The sequence below is a fragment of the [Clostridium] saccharolyticum WM1 genome, assembly GCF_000144625.1.
GTDB lineage: Bacteria > Bacillota > Clostridia > Lachnospirales > Lachnospiraceae > Lacrimispora > Lacrimispora saccharolytica.
Map to the genome: position 1 here is coordinate 220852 of NC_014376.1, position 21029 is coordinate 241880.

21 protein-coding genes and 1 pseudogene are annotated in these 21029 nt (G+C 41.1%); 12 read left to right on the forward strand and 10 right to left on the reverse strand.

What is annotated here, in order from left to right; all coding sequences use genetic code 11:
• Positions 1–11 precede the first annotated feature (11 nt).
• Positions 12–254: pseudogene (locus tag CLOSA_RS23645) on the reverse strand (hypothetical protein); the annotation flags it as partial.
• Between the two features lie 413 nt (positions 255–667).
• Here CLOSA_RS23645 and CLOSA_RS01090 point away from each other — a divergent pair.
• The 8 genes from CLOSA_RS01090 to CLOSA_RS01125 are packed head-to-tail and all read left to right on the forward strand — an operon-like array spanning position 668 to position 6869.
• Positions 668–1369 carry a GntR family transcriptional regulator gene (locus CLOSA_RS01090; protein WP_049791629.1) on the forward strand — a complete coding sequence of 234 codons (702 nt, stop codon included), beginning with the start codon at positions 668–670 and terminating at the stop codon, positions 1367–1369.
• A 20-nt stretch (positions 1370–1389) separates the two neighbouring features.
• Positions 1390–1815, forward strand: a complete 426-nt coding sequence (locus CLOSA_RS01095; RefSeq protein ID WP_013270942.1) for a PTS sugar transporter subunit IIA — start codon at positions 1390–1392, stop codon at positions 1813–1815.
• Positions 1812–2291 (forward strand): PTS system mannose/fructose/N-acetylgalactosamine-transporter subunit IIB, encoded by a 480-nt coding sequence (locus tag CLOSA_RS01100; protein WP_013270943.1) that lies wholly within the window; start codon positions 1812–1814, stop codon positions 2289–2291. The genes CLOSA_RS01095 and CLOSA_RS01100 overlap by 4 nt, the downstream gene beginning before the upstream one ends.
• A complete protein-coding gene (locus CLOSA_RS01105) occupies positions 2288–3058 on the forward strand; it encodes a PTS mannose/fructose/sorbose transporter subunit IIC (RefSeq protein WP_013270944.1) in 771 nt (256 codons plus the stop codon). Before CLOSA_RS01100 ends, CLOSA_RS01105 begins: the two co-directional genes overlap by 4 nt.
• 14 nt (positions 3059–3072) lie before the next feature.
• Positions 3073–3894, forward strand: a complete 822-nt coding sequence (locus CLOSA_RS01110; protein WP_013270945.1) for a PTS system mannose/fructose/sorbose family transporter subunit IID — start codon at positions 3073–3075, stop codon at positions 3892–3894.
• A gap of 30 nt (positions 3895–3924) precedes the next feature.
• Entirely contained in the window at positions 3925–4656 is a 732-nt protein-coding gene (locus CLOSA_RS01115) for an SIS domain-containing protein (protein ID WP_013270946.1), read from the forward strand.
• A gap of 10 nt (positions 4657–4666) precedes the next feature.
• Positions 4667–6025 carry an NTP transferase domain-containing protein gene (locus tag CLOSA_RS21595; RefSeq protein WP_013270947.1) on the forward strand — a complete coding sequence of 453 codons (1359 nt, stop codon included), beginning with the start codon at positions 4667–4669 and terminating at the stop codon, positions 6023–6025.
• The gene (locus CLOSA_RS01125) at positions 6015–6869 is read left to right on the forward strand and encodes a PIG-L deacetylase family protein (RefSeq protein ID WP_013270948.1); all 855 of its coding nucleotides are present in this window, start codon (positions 6015–6017) and stop codon (positions 6867–6869) included. The genes CLOSA_RS21595 and CLOSA_RS01125 overlap by 11 nt, the downstream gene beginning before the upstream one ends.
• 151 nt (positions 6870–7020) lie before the next feature.
• Here the strand turns inward: CLOSA_RS01125 and CLOSA_RS01130 are convergent, their stop codons facing one another.
• The 5 genes from CLOSA_RS01130 to CLOSA_RS22805 all read right to left on the reverse strand — a co-directional run bounded on the left by CLOSA_RS01130 (position 7021) and on the right by CLOSA_RS22805 (position 11063).
• On the reverse strand, positions 7021–7440 hold the full coding sequence (locus tag CLOSA_RS01130; protein WP_013270949.1) for a metal-dependent transcriptional regulator: 420 nt from the start codon (positions 7438–7440) through the stop codon (positions 7021–7023).
• Between the two features lie 382 nt (positions 7441–7822).
• Positions 7823–8296 carry a MarR family winged helix-turn-helix transcriptional regulator gene (locus CLOSA_RS01140; protein ID WP_013270951.1) on the reverse strand — a complete coding sequence of 158 codons (474 nt, stop codon included), beginning with the start codon at positions 8294–8296 and terminating at the stop codon, positions 7823–7825.
• A gap of 301 nt (positions 8297–8597) precedes the next feature.
• A complete protein-coding gene (locus CLOSA_RS01145) occupies positions 8598–10121 on the reverse strand; it encodes a permease prefix domain 1-containing protein (RefSeq protein WP_013270952.1) in 1524 nt (507 codons plus the stop codon).
• On the reverse strand, positions 10114–10446 hold the full coding sequence (locus CLOSA_RS01150) for a PadR family transcriptional regulator (RefSeq protein ID WP_013270953.1): 333 nt from the start codon (positions 10444–10446) through the stop codon (positions 10114–10116). Before CLOSA_RS01150 ends, CLOSA_RS01145 begins: the two co-directional genes overlap by 8 nt.
• Before the next feature lie 455 nt (positions 10447–10901).
• The gene (locus tag CLOSA_RS22805; RefSeq protein WP_166431292.1) at positions 10902–11063 is read right to left on the reverse strand and encodes a hypothetical protein; all 162 of its coding nucleotides are present in this window, start codon (positions 11061–11063) and stop codon (positions 10902–10904) included.
• A gap of 716 nt (positions 11064–11779) precedes the next feature.
• On the opposite strand from CLOSA_RS22805, the gene CLOSA_RS01155 reads away from it, so the two are divergent.
• The 3 genes from CLOSA_RS01155 to CLOSA_RS01165 all read left to right on the forward strand — a co-directional run bounded on the left by CLOSA_RS01155 (position 11780) and on the right by CLOSA_RS01165 (position 15573).
• Positions 11780–12940 (forward strand): tyrosine-type recombinase/integrase, encoded by a 1161-nt coding sequence (locus CLOSA_RS01155; protein WP_013270954.1) that lies wholly within the window; start codon positions 11780–11782, stop codon positions 12938–12940.
• Between the two features lie 172 nt (positions 12941–13112).
• The gene (locus tag CLOSA_RS01160; RefSeq protein ID WP_013270955.1) at positions 13113–14861 is read left to right on the forward strand and encodes a methyl-accepting chemotaxis protein; all 1749 of its coding nucleotides are present in this window, start codon (positions 13113–13115) and stop codon (positions 14859–14861) included.
• 109 nt (positions 14862–14970) lie between these two features.
• Positions 14971–15573, forward strand: coding sequence for an HD-GYP domain-containing protein (locus tag CLOSA_RS01165; RefSeq protein WP_013270956.1), 603 nt, complete (start codon positions 14971–14973; stop codon positions 15571–15573).
• 206 nt (positions 15574–15779) lie between these two features.
• Here the strand turns inward: CLOSA_RS01165 and CLOSA_RS01170 are convergent, their stop codons facing one another.
• Both CLOSA_RS01170 and CLOSA_RS21600 read right to left on the reverse strand, forming a co-directional pair.
• A complete protein-coding gene (locus CLOSA_RS01170) occupies positions 15780–16883 on the reverse strand; it encodes a glycerol dehydrogenase (protein WP_013270957.1) in 1104 nt (367 codons plus the stop codon).
• A gap of 343 nt (positions 16884–17226) precedes the next feature.
• Entirely contained in the window at positions 17227–18522 is a 1296-nt protein-coding gene (locus CLOSA_RS21600) for a LysM peptidoglycan-binding domain-containing protein (RefSeq protein WP_013270958.1), read from the reverse strand.
• 132 nt (positions 18523–18654) lie between these two features.
• Between CLOSA_RS21600 and CLOSA_RS01180 the strand changes: the two genes are divergently transcribed.
• On the forward strand, positions 18655–19368 hold the full coding sequence (locus CLOSA_RS01180) for a hypothetical protein (RefSeq protein ID WP_157668980.1): 714 nt from the start codon (positions 18655–18657) through the stop codon (positions 19366–19368).
• A 142-nt stretch (positions 19369–19510) separates the two neighbouring features.
• Here the strand turns inward: CLOSA_RS01180 and CLOSA_RS01185 are convergent, their stop codons facing one another.
• A complete protein-coding gene (locus CLOSA_RS01185) occupies positions 19511–20089 on the reverse strand; it encodes a dipicolinate synthase subunit B (protein WP_013270960.1) in 579 nt (192 codons plus the stop codon).
• Positions 20090–20100: 11 nt separating this feature from the next.
• The gene (gene dpsA / locus CLOSA_RS01190; protein WP_013270961.1) at positions 20101–20934 is read right to left on the reverse strand and encodes a dipicolinate synthase subunit DpsA; all 834 of its coding nucleotides are present in this window, start codon (positions 20932–20934) and stop codon (positions 20101–20103) included.
• Between the last annotated feature and the right edge of the window lie 95 nt (positions 20935–21029).

Sequence of the window (21029 nt, forward strand, 5' to 3'; positions counted from 1 at the left end):
AGACGAGTTATTTACCATTTACATTTAACAATGGTTTGAAGCATTTTTGATTTTATATATAATTGGTTCAAATTGGTGCAGGGTCCTTTTAACCTAAAAATCATATAATTTTGTAAGGTATCCTCTTCCGACGTTACAGAGCGCAGATAGTGAGCTGTCATTGCAAGCGTGGTATGTCCTAACATTTTTTGGAATTCAGGTGTAACAACCCAATTTTTGTACATAATAGAAGCGGTTGAAAAACGTACCTTATGGGAAGAACGGTATTCATCCCCAAATCTTCACAGCAACGCCAAATATGGAGGTTAAATGTGCAGGTGGATAATGGCGTACCATTACGCATGAATAGATAATCACTCTTAGGATTAAGTTCTTTGATTTTTTCTAAAATGATTTTTGCATTCGTTGTTAATAGTATAAAACGCTTCCCTTCTTTTTGATGGACTTTGTTTTCCTTGATTACTTCGTATTCATAGCTGTTTTTTTAAATCTATGTAATTTTTTATTGACAGAGCAGAGCGTTCGTGTTAATGTATATATACAACTTGTATATATAAGTTGTATATATACAATGTTCGACCAAGGCCTTGATTTAAAGATCTGAGAAACAGAAAGTATGTTATAATGAAAGGTGTGATAAATAAAGAAGATGGAAGGAAGTAGCCAGATGCCTATTTACAAAAAGATAATTGACTACATAGAAAAATGTATTAAAAACGGAGTTTATATCAGAGGTGGGGCAATACCAAGCGAACAGGAATTATGCGAGATGTTTCAATGCAGCCGCATGACGGTAAGAAAAGCATTGGATGAATTAGTTTCAACCGGAATTTTATTTAAGGCGCAGGGAAAAGGGGCTTTCGTGTCTACGATTGAATATGACCGGTTATATTCCTTAAAGGGATTTACACAGATTATGAAAGAACAGGGATATGAAGCCAGCAGTGAAGTGTTATCCTTTGAGCAGGTACCTGCATCTGATGAAATTGCCAGGAAACTACGAATCATTGAAGGGGATATGGTTTATAGTCTGGCACGGATTCGTAAAGCTTCGGGCGTCGCCTTATCCATTGAACAGGTCTATCTTCCAGCTATCGAACTTCCTGACTTAGAAAAGTATGAATTTTCAACATGCTCTCTATATGAAACAATGGAGAGAGAATATGGACTCAGAATTGAGCGCGCTGTACAGACGATAAATACGGTCGAAGTAACTGGTGAACAGGCACAGATATTATTCCAAAAAGACCAGGGCGTTGCACTAAGGTCATTTTCGATTGGCTATGATAAGAACTCAAAACCAATCGAGTATGAAATTGCTTTGTATAATGGCTACAAGTACTCAATTGATGTGATTATTAATAATTAGTTTAGGGGAGGTATGTTACGATGGTAACTGTTATCGTTGCATCCCATGGGGAATTGGCAGATGCATTTTTGAAGACATCGGCGCTGCTCTTTGGAAGGCAAGAACAGGTATTTGCTCTGGGGTTTTATCCTGGCGAAAACATCAGTCAGTTTACTCAGCAGATGGAACAAGTGTTAGATTCCTGTAATCCGGATGGTTATCTTATTCTAACGGATATATTAGGAGGAAGTCCATATAATGTAGCAGCGCAGATAGCTTTAAGCCAGCCGCATGTAGAAGTGGTGGCTGGGGTTAACCTGCCGTTGTTACTGGAAGTACTGCAGATAAGAGAAATGCTGTCATTACAGACGCTGACAGAGCGAATCATGAATATTAAGGCAGATACAATTGTATTGCTGTCTGGCCGGCTGGGAGAGCAGCAAGAGATTTTGGAGGAATTGGAATGAATATTGTTCTGGCAAGAATTGACGACAGGCTGGTGCATGGACAAGTTGTTACGGATTGGGTGAAATATACCAAATGTGAACGTATCATTATAGTCAATGACCAGGTGGCCGGAGATGAAATTCGAAAAAGACTGCTTGCAGCTTCAATTCCTCCGGGTATAAAACTTAATGTGCTAACAATAAAGAAAGCGGCGGAAGTATATCATAATCCAAAGCATCAGGATCTGAAGGCGATGTTAATTTTTGCTAATCCTATGGATGTTTTGGCTTTATTGCAAAACGGTGTTCAACTGAAATCCATTAATGTTGGGGGAATGAGCTTTAAAAATGGTAAGAAGCAGTTGGCAACAGCGGTTTTTATTGATGAAAATGACAAAGCTAATTTAATTCAGATTCATGAAGCTGGTGTCAGACTGGAAATTCGGATGCTGTCATCCGATAACCAGATTGATTTAATGGAGGTAATGGGGAGATGAATGGCATACAGATTATTCTTGTTCTTTTCGTTGGTGGCCTGGCAGGTGTTGAGAGTGTGCTGGAAAATTCTCAATTTGAAAGACCCCTGATTGTTTGTACCCTTTTAGGATTGATTCTGGGTGATGTCAAGTCGGGTATTATCCTGGGCGGTACCTTGGAGATGATGAGTTTAGGCTGGATGAATATTGGTGCGGCGCTGCCGCCCGATGTTGCATTGGCGGGAGTAATATCAACGATTCTTGTAATTTTAGGAAAGCAGAGTATTGCTTCCGGAATAGGGGTAGCTATTCCGATTGCAATGACAGGTCAGATTTTAAATACTTTTATTCGGACAATTGCTGTCTATTTCATCCATAAGGCTGATAAATATGCGGAGCAAGGTAATTGGAGAGGCATCGAGATTTGTCATATCATTCCGATGCTGCTACATGCTCTGAGAATCATTATTCCGGCACTGCTGGTGTGTGTCTTTATTAATGGCGAAATGGTTCAGTCTGCTTTAAATGCAATTCCTGCGTTTATCACCGATGGTCTTACAGTAGCTAGTGGTTTTATCGTAGTTGTGGGCTATGCAATGGTTATTAATATGATGAAAGCCAGATATCTGATGCCATTCTTCTTTCTTGGATTTATCATCGCTGCCTTTAGCAACTACAACCTGATTGCCTTTGGTGTGATTGGAACCTGTATCGCTCTTATTTATCTGAAACTGAATCCGGAATATGGTAACCGTGTGCCGTTAGCAGTGGGTGATGATTTGGATTAGGGGAGGTAGCAAAAATGGAAACAAATAAAATACAAAAAAAGGATTTATTAAAAGTATATGTAAGGACATTTTTTCATCAGGGATCATGGAATTATGAAAGAATGCAAGCTTTAGGATATTGTTTTGATCTGATTCCTGTTTTGAATAAGATTTATGACAAAAAGGGAGATCGAATCGAGGCTTATAAGCGGCATCTGGAATATTTTAACACGCATCAGTTTATGGCAAATCCTATTCTTGGTGTAAATATCGCACTGGAAGAGAAAATCGCCTTAGGAGGAGATATTGATGATGGGGCGGTTAACGCGGTCAAAATCGGTCTGATGGGACCGCTGGCTGGTGTAGGTGATCCGGTTTTCCTGGGAACGTTACGCCCATTACTGGCAGCACTTGGAGCAAGCTTTGCTTTACAGGGTAATTTCTTAGGACCGCTTTTATTTTTCTTACTATTTAACGTGATTCGACTTGGTTTTATGTGGTACAGCCTGGATTTTGGATATCAAAAAGGACTATCACTACTGGCGGATATATCTGGCAATGCTTTGAAAAAATTAACCGAAGGCGCTTCCGTTCTGGGCCTGTTTATCATGGGAGCATTGGTGAATCAATGGACTTCAATCAATGTACCGCTTGTTATAACCCGGCTCATGGTTGAAGGCAAGGAAGTGGTTACGACCGTACAGAATGTTTTGGATGAGTTAGTACCAGGGATTTTGGCGTTAGGGCTGACATTTGCATGTATGAAATTACTGAATAAGAAAATAAGTCCGATAGTTATTATCTTTATCCTGTTCTTTATTGGTATTATCGGCAATTATTTCGGTATTTTAGGTTAGCAATCGAATAATTAGTTTGGAGGAAATATTATGAATATAATTAAGGATTATTTGGATTTTACAATTCAGAAATTGCAGGATGTGAAACAACAGGAAGCTGAAAATATTGAGCAAGCCGCCGCATATGTTGCGGAAACTTGCAAGAAGAATGGTCGTTTTTATGTCTTTGGCAGCGGGCACAGCCATATGGTTGCAGAAGATATCTATATCAGAGCCGGCGGACTGGCTTATGTAAAGGCAATCCTTCTGCCAGAATTGATGCTGCATGAAATGCCTAATAAAAGTACATATTTGGAACGTTTGGAGGGATATGCCGAATCTATGCTTCGCCTCTATAAAGTCGGACCAGATGACACTTTGATGGTGATTTCTAATTCAGGAAGAAATAGTGTTCCGGTGGAGATGTGCCTGGAAGCAAAAAAAATCGGTGCAAGAGTAATTGCGATTACCTCTTTGCAGCATGCCAAACAGCAAACCTCAAGGCATAAAAGCGGCAAGCGGATTCATGAGATAGCTGACGTAGTTATCGACAATCATGCCGATAAGGGCGATGCAGCGTATTACATTCCGGGCTTTGAAGTGCCGACCGGGCCGACCTCCGATACTACCGGTACCGCCATTGCCCAATCGATTATTGTTAAGACAATTGAGAATCTGGTTCAGTCCGGCTGTGTTCCGCCAGTCTTTAAAAGCTCTAATCTTGACGGTGCTGATGAATATAATGATCAGCTTTTTGATCAGTATTATGGATATTTCAAATAGGGGTATTATCATGAAAGCAATGATTCTATGTGGCGGAAGCGGAAAGAAGATCTGGCCTTTTAATGACAAGAATCAAAAGTCATGTTTACCAGTAGGCGGTGTTCCCAATGTTGAGAGAATCGTCAGACAATTAAAGAGGGCCGAATTCGAGGAAATAACCTTGATAACAGGATATCAGGAAAAACAGGTTAAATATTTGCTGCGGCAGTATCCGGGTCTGCACTTTCTGTCTGCAACAGATGCTAATATGAATGAAGTAATCGCAGGACAGATGTCAGAAGACGATGGGACACTTCTCTACTATGGTGATATTTACTTGGAAGATGCTGACTTAAACCATTTACTCGAGGTTTATCAGGAGCGCGGGACGAGTGTTTTACTGGAGCGTCAGGTGGGAAACTTTGATGCGACAAACTATATTTGTGCTGCAGCGAATGAGATGGTTCAGGCATATTATGGACACCCACGGCCACATTATGTTAACGCTAGAAGTGGCGGAGTATTTGCCCTTGAAGGCCAGATGACTGAATATATCAGGAATGCGCCAGGCCGCTTTTTAAATATGCCTGTGGGTGGGATGTCGCCGGATGGCTTTTACCTGGAACAGTGTCTGCAGACAGCACTTGAAGATGGAATTGAGATTGCCGCAGTTTATGTTTCCGAGGTATTTACAGACATCGATCTTCCTTGGGACATTATGGAAGCCAATCACCTTTACTGCCAACATATAGTTGGCAGCATGCGTGAAGACAAGCTTGCCAAAGGTTCCGAAATCAGCAGTATGGCAGTAATTAAGGGAAAAATTTCATTAGGGGAAAATAGCCGTATCGGTGATCGTGTAATTATCGAAGGCAATTGTCAGATCGGCAATGATACTGTAATCGAAAATGGTGCCATTATTGGTAAAAATGTAGTTATAGGTAACAACTGTCTTGTGCAGCATTATTGTAAAATATCCGATCATACGGTTATCGGCAATAATAATAAAATCGGATATCTGGCAGAGGTGACTGGGGTTACCTTTGACCGGGTCGCAGCAGTTCACAACTGCGAGCTTTATGGTGTGATTGGCACTAATGTCGATATCGCCGCCAACTGCCAGACCGGTATTGTGAAGTTCAATGACGCAGAAAGCTGGCAGAAAGCAGGCGACAAGCGTTACCATAGCCGCTTCAGCAATGGTGTATTTATTGGTGACTATACCCGGACCGGAATATGTAATGTGTTTTTGCCAGGTATTAAAATCGGTTCCAATTGCGCACTTGGACCAGGATTTATAGCAGACCATGATGTGGCATCAAATTCCGTAATTATTGTGAAGCAGGAAATCGAACGTCGGGAATGGGGAGCATCAAAATATGGCTGGTAAACTGTTATCCGAGCTTGGCTTGAATGAAGAAGATGTCTATATTCCTGATAGTGAGGAGGTTTCCAAGGCTTTAAAAAGAATCACACATCTGGCAATCGGTGCGCATCAGGATGATATTGAGCTGATGGCAGCCGATGGGATTGCTGCTTGCTTTCATCAGGAGCAAAGCTGGTTCGGCGGCATCACCTTAACCGATGGTGCCGGAAGCTGCCGGGGTGGTATCTATACACCTTATTCTGAGGCTAAAATGTGCAGCATTAGGCGGAAAGAACAGGAAATGGCTGCCATGGTCGGGGAATATTCGGCCCACATCTTCATGAACTGCAAAAGTCAGGAAATTAAGGCACCAGGACAGGATGATATTGTTGCTAAGCTGATGAAAATCATTTCGTATGTGAAGCCAGAGGTGATATACTGCCATAGCTTTTTAGATCGGCATCTTACCCATGCCGCAGCGTCAGTCAGAGTTATGGAAGCGGTTCGGAGACTGCCGGAGGCCGCAAGGCCACATCGATTCTATGGCTGTGAAGTATGGGGAAGCTTAGAATGGCTGCCAGAGAATTATCGGGTTGCTTTGTCCGTAGATAAGCATACAAATATCATAGCTGCTTTAAATCAGTTATATGATTCACAGCTGTCATTTGGAAAGGATTTTTATCAGGCCGCAAAAGGACGAAGGATAGCAAATGCGGTCTTTGATATGAACGGAGATAGTAAACAATTAGCATATGCTATGGATTTATCCAAATTAATCGACGGGGATAGTAGCTTTGTTGACAGTCTGAAAGGTATTTACAGATTGGCTTTCATGCGGGATACGGATAATTTGCAGAAAATTTTATAGCCGTTAAGAACAGATAAACATCATTTACTGTAAGGTATTGACGTTTATCTGTTTTGATTTTATTTATGAATATTGATATTTTTACTATTTGTAGAAATACCAGACCGCCACCGCCAGTGAAAAGGGAATGGAGACTTATCTTTCCCATTTTTTATTGCTCAAGGAACATCTCTTTACACTTGATCATATATTTTTTTAGTGCAATAGCAGTTTCATCACTGATAAGATGCTCCATTTTACAAGCATCTTTACTTGCTGTCCGTTCATTAACATTGCAACAGGTAATTAGTAATTGTTTTATAATCTGAAACTTAGCTGTAATGATTTGCCCTTGTTTATACCCTTCATCAGTAAGGTGGATTTCGCCGCGTAAAGGTTTAACAACGAATCCCTCCTCTTGCAATATAGTCACTGCATTATTAACACTTGGCTTTGAAACTCCTAAATAAACAGCAAGATCTATTGAGCGTACGGCTTGTGTTTTTTTAGATAATTTATATATAGCTTTTAAATATTCCTCCTTTGAGGTACTAAGTTTTTTTCCCGAATGATAACACATATTTTGATTCACCGTTATTGACCCTCCTCATGCGAATATAGACAAAATGCGTATGGCTGCTATACTCTTTGCTATAATTATTTATTCGTCTTCCTTTTTTAGGTGTTTATTAATTGTATTATTCTCCAACTTATTTTCAAAAGTAATTTGCGGAAATATTGAATAATTATATGGATAAAGAGAAAAGGAAATACATGAGGCGTAATAATTATAAATAGCCCATAAACTCCTTTCATCAGCTTTAGATATTTTATGTTTATACTTCTGTTTACTCACCTCTTTATCTTCAGAAGCCAGATATGACTGTGATGATTTGTTCTTCTTTTTAATGTTAGCACCCCCTAACTCCATGGTAAAAAAATGTGTATAGCAACCATACGCTTGGGTGAAATTTTTATTCATCAAAAATATCATTGGAAGTTTTAACCTTATCCTTCAGTGATGATAAAAAATTTGACAAAAATTCTAATTCATGTTCGGAGGCATCTTGTAGCTCGGCTGCAACCATATTGTTTAAAATAGTATGATAATACATATGGCGACTATGAGCTTTTTTACCTTTTTCCGTTAAATCCAATGAATATCTCGATAAATTAAGATCATCAATTTCCTTTATAACCAGAGCCTTTCGCTCTAGTTTTTTTAGAATTTCGGAAACAGCCCCTTTTGTTACTCCTAGAATATCGGCTAGACCACCTACATGAATACCAGGATGCTCGGCTATAGCCATTATTACGTGTATTTCAGAGTAAAAAATCGGCACATCTGTCCCGTAGTAACGAGTTTTTTTATCCAGATCAACCAAGGAAAGCGCTAAATGCAGAATATCGTATGCAATTTTATGTTTGTTATTAATTTCTTTATCCATGCCATTAGTATATGGTTGCTATACTCTTTTGTCAAGTCCCTTTAATTTCTGATTATTAGCACCATCAATTCCGATTAAGCGGGCCCAGAAATGGGAACCATTGCCAAGGACTGGGATGAGGGCAATCAGCCGGGGATTGCCCTCATTTATGCCGCTGTATCTTCTTGCGGGATGATAATTGGGAGATCGTGATACTATCGCAGGGCTGTTCACTGCAGCCGCAGCGGGTTACCAGTACTGTTATCTTTCCTATAGCATTAAGTTTTTAAACAAATATGTGCTGATGTTTCAATTAAATCCTTCAGCCAGGAATAACAGGCCTGTAGTTTACGGGCTCTTCAATTACATGGTCGTAACGATAGGCCGAGAAAATCAGACCAAGAAGCAACATATTACAGGTAATACTTATCCGTCCCTCTGAAATCAAAGGAAGATTGGGAAAGGATGCATATTGATGGCCGAAATTTCCCAATATGTAAAGGATACCCTGCCAGAGCAGGCATTGGCTGCAGCTAAAGGCCAGGGCTGAGGCCAGGTGCCCGTGGATCCGACCGGTGGTATAAGAAATAATAAGCAGGTAAAACAGGCCCAAGGCCCCGATCAGCATCAGCCCCGGAATCCATCCGAACAAGAAGATACATACGGCAATCAGGTAATTATTATGATAGTGCTGAGGAAGAATGTCCCAAATGGTCACATCATCCGCCCGGTAATTGATATATCGAGGCAAATATCCCTGATCCCGGAGGGCATCCACTTTTTCTTCAAATTCCTGCTGTTGTTTGGGGGTCTGAATTCTGGCATCTATGCCAATCTTCTGTGGATCACGGGAGGCAAAATACCATGCACCGGTGCCGTAATCCATCATTTCCTCTGGTGTCAATTCCAGGCCGTGTGTAAGCGGGGTTCTTGAAAGCAGCTCCTGAATCAGTATCCCATTGTATGTATCGTCCCAGGTACTGTGTACAGAAGACTGTGGAAACAGAAAATCTTTCATTTTACCGCGGCCGGAAGCTGTGAGAAAAAGAGGACTTCCGAGAAAGACCAGAAAAGCCAGCGCAATGGGATAAAGATATTTCTTCCTGCCGGGAAGTATTCCTCGGTGAATCATGAAGCAAACAGTTCCGAATGTACTCAGAAGAAATATAACTTCTGCAGTATCTCCGAGGAACAGGCATGCTGAATACATAAAAAACATCCATACCACGACACCTCCCAAAGAGGCTGTCAGAAATTTTTTTCTGTTCAGGCGGGAACAATACAGCAGAACCGTAATCACAGGGGCGAACAGCAATGTGGCAAAATATGTAGTGCTGGCCATACCGTATCGTACTCCGCTATAAAATGTCAGGATAAATATTACTATTTGAGCCAGATACAGAAGGCATATAATGATTGCCAGCATCTTTCTGTACCGGATCAGGAGAGGATACCCCTTTAACACTATAAAGATAAGAAGAATTCCTCCTGGAATGTAGTAAAGAAATCCGTTTGTCATCTGCTCTGGCGTCCATTGCAGAAAGCCTGAGAGAATAAATCCTGTGAGGAGGAACAATGCCGTAAAAAATGTAAGCAGAGGGGATTTCTGGATCTTGTGGGCTTCATTCAGTTCAGTACCGATGGCAACGGCATCTCCCATACAACGAAGAGCCTGACGTTCCGCATCGGCCGGGGAAAGCCCCTGGGATTTAAATTCCTCCATACTGTCCTGGATATGGGATTCCAGTTCCTGGCGGATGGAAGGACGCAGCGGCTGATAGGAAATCTGGTCGGTGACCTCATTAAGAAAATGGGAAACGTCTGAATCAGGCATTTTTTTATTCAAACAGAACACCTCCTATCACCTGGTTGATGGCAGTCTGGTAAACCTTCCACTCGTCTAATTTTTCATCTAACAGCTTCAGCCCGTGAGAGGTGATGGCGTAATATTTGCGCAGGCGTCCATTGTCTGCGGTCTGCTGGTAACTGGTAACTGCACCTTGCTGCTCCAGGGTGTGCAGGATTGGATAGAGTGTACCTTCCTGAAGCTGAAATACATTTCGGCTTTGCTGTTCCAGCTCGCGGATTATTTGATATCCATACATGCTTTGCTGTTTCAGAAGTTTGAGAACCAACATGGAAGTCCCCAGAGCCATGTACCGTTTGTCCATAGAATTTCCTCCTTTTTTCCGTGTCTGTTTCCTTTTTGCTTATATACCTAGATATACTTGGTATATTGGATATTATACATAGATAACCTAGGTATGTCAAGCCAATAGAGCTGCATTAAGATTGAACTTTTAAAGCAGCAGTTTATCATGAACGGATAATAACAGAGAACGGATAAATTGAGTAGGTAAGAAGATATGTAATAAGGTTATTAGCGGAACGTCTAAGGGCAGTAAAACAGGATTATATCCTGAAAGGACCTCTTGTAATAGCCATCAGCGTAATAAGATCTGCTTATTCCTATACGAGCCGATGCCTGGTTCCATCGTTATAGGAAGCTAGGCTGGCACTGTGACTGAGGTGTAGCTAGAAGGGGCTATATGTAGTTGAAGGATAAAAATTAACCGTTGTAACGGCTTGCGGTAAATATCCATTTCCAAATATGATTTACTCTTACTTATTTCTTTTTCATTAATTTCTTGTCGCTCCCATAGCCAAATAACAGGCCCAATGATAGGCCAAGGGCAAGATTATTAAACAGTAGTCCAAATATCAATCCTAAACTCATACCAATCGCTAATCCAGAGTGGGAGGATTTATTATTATTATTTTCTGACATAATTTCTACCTTTCTGATCGTTTAAAAATATCTTACACTAAAAATGGGAACAAGTATATTGGAATTATAATGAAAAAGAGGAGTAATAAATTGAAAAATTCATCAAAAGACTGCAAAATGAGCTGAGTTTACCGGTTCTTCTTGTCCAGGACAAGGAAAGAAATACGGAGGGCCGAATGAGATCTTTTTTATTGAAAGGAATGATATTGATTTAAAGTTTGCTCAATAAAACAGTGGGACTGTCAAGTTATGAAAAATTCTATAAGAGGTAGTTTCTGGCCGTTGGCCATTTCAATATCTTATGTGAAAATCTCATTCAGTGACAGTCCCATTGTTATAACAATAATCTGCAGATGCAGTGTCATAAGGCTTAGAGAGGACAGACCTTCAGCATGCAACTATATCCGGGCCCAAAACATGTATTGATAAAACGTAAAAGAATGAGTTAAATAATAAAAAAGGACGCGGTTTATCCTAAACCCCGTCCTCAATGTTACTAATAATACGACATATTTCTATTATATTCGACTTTATTAAAACAGTCAATAGGTTACATACGCCTTATTTATTATGATAATGAAAGGAAATTTGGTTTCCTGAAGCAGTAGCTCTGCTGTTTTAGCGTATGTTTTGTTGGAAAATAAAGATTGTTTTGATATAGTCTAACTATTCGCCGTCAAAAAGGTGGTCACATCAAAGGAAAGGAGAATCTATCTATGCCAAGACGCGGAGAGAACATATACAAACGAAAAGATGGCCGGTGGGAAGGCCGGGTCTTAAAATCCCCAGGGAGATATCAGTATGTCTATGCCAGAACCTACAAGGAGGTAAAAGAAAAAAAGAAATTGCTGCAGGAGGGTATAACCAAAGAGCTTCCAAGTAACACACATAGCAGATGCGATGCCGCAAAAGAATTTACAGCATGGCTCCACGGGGATCTCACAGGCCGTGTTAAGCCGTCAACCTACGAAAGCTACTATCGGTGTATCGTTGGTTATGTCATTCCTTTTTATCAGGAAAAAGGGAATGAACAAATTTCACTTCAGACAACTTCTGACTTTTCATGCCGAATTAATAATCATGAGGGGGTTTCCGTATCATACAGAAGAAAAATACTGACGATTTATAAAACAGCTCTGCGGGAGATTATGAAAAGGAACAAGGAATGTGACAGTATTTTAAATGCCATTCAAATGCCACGGAAAATTTCCGCAGAGGTACAGGCTTTTTCCGTGAAGGAACAAAGAATGTTAGAAAGAACTATTATTCAATCGCCTGATAAAAGATGTCTGGGTATACTCCTTTGTTTTTATACCGGAATCCGCCTTGGCGAAGTTTGTGGTCTTAAATGGGAAGATATTGATTTTGAAGCGGGAACCATGGTTGTTACAAGAACGGTATCCCGTATCAAAAACTTTGATGAAACAAAGAAAAAGACTGTACTTTATATTGGAAAGCCAAAAAGTATCCATTCCGTCCGGAAAATTCCATTGCCGGATTTTTTGCTGGAATTGGCCCGTGAGCTTAAGATGGAGCGTTCTGATAATAATCACTTTATTCTGACCAATTCAGAATATCCAATGGATCCGCGAAAATATCAAAAGCTGTTTCAAAAGCTTCTGACACACGCCAGCGTGAAAAAACGTAAATTCCACGCCATACGTCATACGTTCGCCACCAGGGCTTTGGAATTGGGGATAGATATTAAGACACTAAGCGAAATTCTGGGTCATTCCAACGTATCCATTACACTAAATATTTATGCACATTCCATGTATGAACAAAAAAAGAAAGCAATCGGAAAACTAAATGCCATGTACGTAATGCATACGGAAACACCTTTATTAACCGTCAAAGACTCAGTCACCGTTGCTTAGAAAATGCTGTAACAACGTGTATTTACATGAATTTTTCGGGGTTTAGGATAAACTGCGCCAATGAAATTTCATTGGGTGGCATTCTACTGTTATGGTGGCCAATGGCTCATGGCCCATGTAAAAATCCTAGAAAAGTATCCCCCCGTTTTACATATTAAAATGGAGGTTAAAAATGAAAAATTTTTCTGTTGCCAAAAAACTGTCTACCAGCTTTACCCTGATTGTGGTGCTGTTTGGAACGCTTCTTGCCTGTGTGGTGACTATAGGCATGCGGTCGGTATCTCATTATTTTAGCGGCTTTTATTCCGGCGCATATCAGGTAGTATACACAACTGAGCAATTAAATCAATCCTTGAATGCTTTGGAAAAGTATCTGCTTATGATGATTACGACTGATGATGCACAAAAAGCTGCGGAATATGAAAAAGAATTCAACAGCAAAAGAACGGAGGTTAATGAGAAAATTACATTTTTACAAAATAAACTGACACTGCAGTCCAATAAGGATAAATTAAATGAGTTAATCCAGGACTCTGCAACAGGGCAGGAGCTCAACCAAAAAATGCTTGATTTATACAAAAGCGGAAATAAAGAGGCAGCAAAAGAACTGTATTTTTCCGATTTTATAGCAGCAGCCGGATCGTCACGTGATCTTTCCAGTGCCATCAATGATTCTGCAAAGATTGTAGCAGATCAGTATTATAAAAATGCCAGACAGGCTGAAAACAAGGCTTATCTTATTATTCTCATTTTCAGTATCTTTATTCTTTTCTGTGTAATCCTGCTGAGCCTTTATATGATCAGAAATATTACGAAACCGGTTCAGGAGATTGAGCATGCCATGAAGAAGCTTTCCAGCGGTGTGCTGGATGTGGAAGTAGGCTATACCTCGAAAGATGAATTTGGTGAACTGGCTGGAAGCGTGCGTATGATGGTGGCCGAGCTTAAGGAATACATTCACAATATTGCATACGTTACCAGTGAGATTTCAAACGGCAATATGGGGGTCACTGTTGACATTGAATATCAGAACGATTTTGCACCGATTAAAGAATCATTGGAGCAGATTACTGCTTCTTTAAACGGAACTCTTTCAAAAATCAGCATCGCTTCACAGCAGGTGACGGCTGGTTCCGCACAGATGTCTGCCGGGGCACAGGCACTTTCCCAGGGCGCAACCGAACAGGCAAGCTCTGCAGAAGAACTCGCGGCGTCCATAAACGAAGTGTCTGAAAAAGTGAAACAAAATGCGGATCATGCACGGCAGGCAAGCGCAAATATGGATGAAACGACTGTGGAAATCGATCGCGGTGATGCACAAATGAAAAAGCTTGTGGAAGCCATGAATGGAATTGAAAATACTTCCAGTCAAATTGGAAAAATCATAAAGGCGATTGAAGATATTGCATTTCAGACAAATATTCTTTCTCTTAATGCGGCAGTGGAGGCCGCCAGAGCCGGTGAAGCCGGCAGAGGCTTTGCCGTGGTGGCAGATGAAGTACGTAATCTGGCAGGCAAAAGTGCTGAAGCAGCGAAAGACACCACGGAACTTATTCAAAATACCCTAATTGCCATTGAAAATGGAAATAACATGGTAATTGAGACGGAAAAACATCTAAATCAAATTGCAGGCAGAGCAAAAACAGTAAATACACTGATAAAAAAGATCTCGGCTGCTTCAGAAGCGCAGGCCAGTTCTGTTGAACAAATCAATTTAGGAATCAATCAGATATCCAGCGTAATACAGACAAATTCTGCGACAGCCGAGGAAAGTGCAGCTTCCAGCGAGGAGCTTTCTGCCCAGGCGGAGACATTAAATGCGCTTGTTGCACATTTTAAACTGACTAACGAGTTAAAAGCATCTACAGAACAGAACCAGATTCCAACGGAGCAGGATGAAAAATATGCAGTTGCATTCTAGAGAAGATGATCCAATTAATTTATTCATAATATATGTGTCCATCATAGGAAGAATTTAAAATATTCCTAACGATATGGATTACATAATGTTTCCTTGGGGGGAGAGAGAGATGGTAAATGCTTTGGAGCCAATGAGTTCTGTCACGGAGATTCTTAAACTTCTCCCGGCAGAAGAAATGCAACATATGAAGCGTGTTGGCATTTTGGTAGATCGCTTTACAGAAAAGCTTCTATTATGTGACTTATTGAATGAATGCTTTGAAGGATACGAATTTTTTGGGAAAGCCGCATTTTATCATGACATCGGCAAAGCATGGATTCCCAATCGCATATTGACAAAACCAGATAGATTGACAGAACCGGAAAGGCTTATCATCTGCAATCATCCGGTGTTTGCCCATAAGCTATTTGGGCAGATAAGACAGGGTCTTATATCAGGGATTCCTGAACATTTGTATCAGCTGGCGATGGATTCAGCAATGTACCATCATGAGTGGTGGAATGGGAATGGCTATCCTTACGGCATCAGACATTATGAAATTCCCCTTATTGCAAGAATTACCTCTATCTGTGATGCGTTTGATGCCATGACAAGCACGAGAATATACCGAAAAAGCCATTCCTGTGAGCATGCCTGCCAGGAACTTAAAAAATGTGCGGGAACACAATTTGACCCTGAGCTCGTAAAAGTTTTTCTCTCAGATAAGACCTGATACGGCTCACAGATTACTTAAAGTGCTGTTATGAAAGCGGCCTCCTGTTTAAATCTGTGGCAGCCAATCCTTACAAAAACCTCAGATACCTTGAAAATGAAGAGGATCTGAGGTTTTTTTATATAGTTTATCAATCTCAGCAACATCGATTAAGAAGTGTTGGATAGGAAGGAGCCTCCCAGAGGGACGCCCTCAATGTTCTTTAATTAAAGCCGCTTTGCTTTAAAATAATGACCCAGTTTATCTGTGGCAATGATTGCATCACGAACTATTTCAGGTGTTACAGTTATTGGCATATTTCCCATTGTATCATTAGGGCTGCATGCTAATTCTGCTACTTTCATTAATTCATCTATTTTAATCTCATGAATTCCAAGATCCTCCAAAGTTGTAGGCAATCCGACATCCAAACAAAAATTCATTACTTCTTCAAATTCTTCAGGAGAAGCATTTTCAAGTACTAACTGGGTTAATGTTCCAAAAGCCACTTTCTCGCCATGGTAACACTGATGGGTTTCATGGATCGCTGTAAATCCATTATGAATCGCATGGGCAGCTGCGATACCGCAGCTTTCAAAACCAATGCCTGAAAGATATGTATTAGCTTCAACAATATTTTCCAGTGCCTTTGTACATACTTTTGCTTGTGCAGAAACAAGAGCTTTCATACCGTCAGAAAGTAAAGTATCATAGCATAATCTGGCTATTGCCATAGAGGTGATGGTATAATAACCGCCTATAAAGTTAGGACTGTTTGACTGCATACATGCACGGGCCTCAAAATACGTTGCCAATGCATCTCCCATACCGGATACTAGCAAACGTTCCGGTGCGCGGCTGATTATTTCAGTATCAACTAAAACCATATTTGGATTTTTAGGAAGAAAAAGATAATCTTCAAATGCGCCGTCCTCTGAATAGATTACCGATAAAGCGCTGCATGGTGCATCTGTTCCGGCAATCGTAGGAACGATTACTACAGGAGCTTCCGCGTAATAAGCAAGAGCTTTTGCCGTATCATGAATCTTTCCGCCTCCAATTCCAACAACAACATCACAACCAGATGCCTGATAAGCTTTTACTAAACGGTCAATTTCTTTCCGTGAGCATTCACCCTGAAAAATTTCAAAAAATAGATTTGTGTTATATTCTTCTGCGCTCTTTTCGATTGGTTCTTTAATACGACCCTTCCCGGATTCACTAACTAAAATAAAGGGCGCCTTTCCTAAATTTTGCAAATGTTTACATAACTCATTTAATATTCCTCTGCCTTGAACATAACGTTCCGGACTGCCAATTATATTAGCCATGTTCATTCCTCCTTAGATCATTATATCGATAAAATTTTATCTATATAAGCCATTATATTTTTATTCTGCAGAATTGTCAATCCACATAAACCAATATAGTTAATTTTTTACCAAAGTAAATCAGGTCCAGGAGATTTATGAAATTGCATTTCAAATGCCATCTTGCATTTTAATCCCGGATAAGTGCGCTCTGGTTTTGCAGGGGTTATGGTTCCGGACTTGGAACATTCTTTTTTGCAGGTTTGACGAAATACATAGAACCAAGTGTCCGGCTTTCCAGGAAAGCCGGACACTTGGTTTTGGGATAATTTTTAATCATAGGACGGGGGTGATACGTGTTTGCTTATCTGAAATATTGAGGATACTGTTTAACGATTCCCAGAGTCATAATATCCGCCATTTCAAGCACACCGCTTTCAACATCGGTAAATGTACCAATGCTGTCATCAAAATTTCCGGACAGCATATTGCAGATGTCGTTCTTTAGAAGGACAATGTGGTCGTAAAGCAGCTGCTTCCATTCTTCGGCTGACCAATTAGGATTTATATTCCCAAGAAAGTCTGCAATCTGATCCGCATTTTCATTCCATCGTTTTTCAGCATCAGCCGCTGCTGCTGAACGATCCTCCTTTGCTGCCATAAGGAATTCATTGGTAAGAGCAATGTGCTGGTTGAGCAGCTCTGCAAAGTTCGCTGCAACATTATTTCCATAGAACGTCTGTAAAGCTATTTCAAAGTCTTTGGGATTCTGCATGAGACGGTTGGCGTCTGATGGTACATCCGGGGAATCAAGGATCATGCCCTGCATTGCAATTCTGGCCCAATAAGCATGCTGTGCCCATAAAAGACGAAGGTAATTGTTTAAATTCTGCTCTTCCTTGCTTACCCAGAGGAAAATAGGCGGCTCAGGTTCAGGCATAGGAGTTGGCAGCGGTACTGGTTGGGGCATTGGCTGAGGCATAGGCATAGGTTGAGGAGCTGGCTGCGGAATAGGAGGCTGAGGAACGTTATTCCGCCTTCTGGGAATGCAGAGCACTTGCCCGACAAACAGGTTTGTGGGGTTAATTCCTTGGTTTATTGCCATGATCTCCTCAGGAGTGGTTTGAAAACGCTGGGAAAGCGTCCATAAGGTATCACCTGATTCTATGACATAGGTATCGGTATTTCCCGGGCATAAAGGAACCTCATCACCGTTGTCTGATGCTTCCGGGACGACCGCCTGGGAACGGAACCAGATGGGAAGATTAGGAAGCCGGTATCCGGCTGGTATCCAGATCGTCTGTCCGACCTTCAGATTATTGGGATTCAGCCCTGGGTTTAAAGTCATAATGCTGTCGACCGTGGTACAGTAGCGCTGGGCAATCTGCCATAAGGTATCATTTCGCTGAATGGTATAAGTACGAAGGCCTACGGGACAGCGGCTCGGACCACCGCCGGAAGGAGGAGTGGGAACCGGAGGGCGGGGCGCTCTTCTTGAGGGGATACAAATGGTCTGCCCCACTTGTAAATTATTTGGTTTTAGGCCTGGATTTGCGGCCATGATCGCACTGGTAGAAGTATAATAGCGTTGTGAGATCAGCCATAGCGTATCACCGGATCGAATGGTATAAGGAATCTGTCCTAAAGGGCAAGAAGCCATAATATTACTACCTTTCAATAAAACAATTTGTCTTATGTTATGTGATAAAAACCTGATAAGTACCTGTCACTCTTGGACTATTTTCAATATTTTCGGCAGGATGGTACTGCAAAGCGGGGACTGGTTTATCCTATGAGCTTTGAATATTATATTAAAATGTTCATAAAATCAGTAATATTAATGGACTCATCGGATTACGATAGTACAAGCAATAAAATAAAAACAGCCGGCTTATCCATCTCCTGTCATGATCCGATTCTGCAGCAACTAACTGGCAGATGGCCGTTGGCTTCAGGAGGACATATGGTGTTGACAGATGGATTAATTCAAAAAGGATTCACATTACAAACGGTAAGCGATGATGATCTGGAAACGTACATAAATATTAAAAGAGCTTGCTGCAAAAAATACGTAGACGAATACAATGGCGGCTGGCTGGATGAGATACAAGTGATCATAATTACCAATAATTTTCATAAAATGCAAACTTGTTCGTGTTTTCAGAAAATACTGCTATGTGATACCATTGTCGGTTTTTTCACATATGATGAGCAGCCGGACAAGATCGCTGAACTATCTTTCCACCTTATGGGATCAGTACAAAGCAAAGAAATGGTAACGTTTTATTTAAGTCATGTTACATCGCTATCCAAGGCGGCAGATAAGCCGGTATTTTTGATTCTTTACAAATCTGATCCAATACAGGATATGTTTAAGGAATTTGGATTTAAAATTTATGACCAGTCAAGAACCCATTATTTCATGAGCTTTCATCCAAACGAAGAAAATGAGATAGATCATAGGAATCATATCAGAAGTTATGTAGACCGCATTTGCAGCAGCTAACATGAAGAATGGACTGGATTTCTGAATGGTATGTCTTATGGCATATGGTCCGTGGACGGAATAGGGTACTGGTGATTCTATGACAGCAAAAAGGCCTCAAAAACCGGTGATTCCAGGTTTTTAAGGCCTTTTTGCCAAGAGATTAAAAAATAACAGGCTGAATCTGTTTCCCATCCAAAGCAAATTCCAGGGTATCGGCAATGCGCTCGGTATGTGCGATCATGGAATTTGGCTTTTTCACCGGATCATCCTGGCCAAAGGGAACAAAATAAATATTCTTTGTATTAAATAATTCCCCCACATTCTTAAAGTTGATTCCAAGGGCATCATTGGTGGAAAGAGAGATCACCAGCGGCTTGGAATTTCTTAAATGAGCTTTGGATGCCATGAGCACCGGTGTATCGGTAATGCCGTTGGCCAGCTTAGCAAGAGTGTTGCCGGTACAGGGGGCTATGAGCAGGATATCCAGATAGCCTTTGGGACCTATGGGCTCTGCTTCCTCCAGGCTTAGGATGGGAGCATTGCCTGTCATGGCAAAGATCCGATTCATGTATTCCCCGGTATCGCCAAAACGGGAATCCGTTGTCTGTACATTGTTGGAGAAAATGGGATAGATCAAGGCTCCCTTATCCACCAAAACCTTTATTTCCTTTTCGATTTTATCAAAAGTACAAAAGGACCCGGTGATTGCCAGGCCTACTTTTATTCCTTCCAGCTTCATAGGACACTCCTTTACGACAGGTATTTTATAATTGCTTCAAATAAAATCTCCGCAGACGACTGGGGAGCATAGATCCCAGGAAGTCCCGGACAAAGTTTGGCGCGGATATTCCTCTGTCTGCACAATTCAAAATCAACGCCGCCGGGAGCGGAGGCGATATCAATGATGGTTACGTCCGGATTCATGGAACCGATCAGTTCTTTTCCCAGGACAAGGGCGGGGATGGTATTGAAGATAAACTGATATTTTTCCATATCCGAAGACAGCCCGCCAAGGAATCTGGTATGAAGTCCCATGGAAGCCGCCACAACAAGCTGTGTTCCATTCCGGCCTGCAATGGTCACGTCTGCATCCAGGCCTTTTAGTTTCAGCGCCAGAGTCTTTGCGCACCGGCCAGTACCGGTTATCAGACACCTGCTTTTGTGAAGGCAGCCGGGACTAAGCCGGATGGCTTCGGCAACAGCACCCTCTGCAGTTGCAATTGTATTTTTTACGGTAACATCCTCCATGTCCATGTAGTCAAAACATACAATTCCGTTTTCATTGGCATATTCCTTTACATAGGCTGGAATGCTTCCGCCAAATAGGGTATGGTCAGATGTCAGAAGACTTAAAAAATTACCGATTCCCAGGTCATCCAAACCGTAGTCGGAAAACAGATTGATTTTGTCCCTGGTAAAAGGAATCGGACATAGGATAACATCGTTGTTTTTTATGGCTTCTTCCATGGAAAACGATGGATCTTCCCCGTTCTGGTGAAGGGTAGTCTGAAAGCCGTTCTGGTTCAGCATTTTGTTTAAATAAAGCTGCCTTGAATCGCCGCCTAAAAGAAGAAAATTATGCATACGGTCATCACTCCTTATAATGGTTTATATGATGAAAAAAATGATTTGTGTATGGTACCAACAGGGGATGTTTGTCATACTTTTGTTAGTATGAA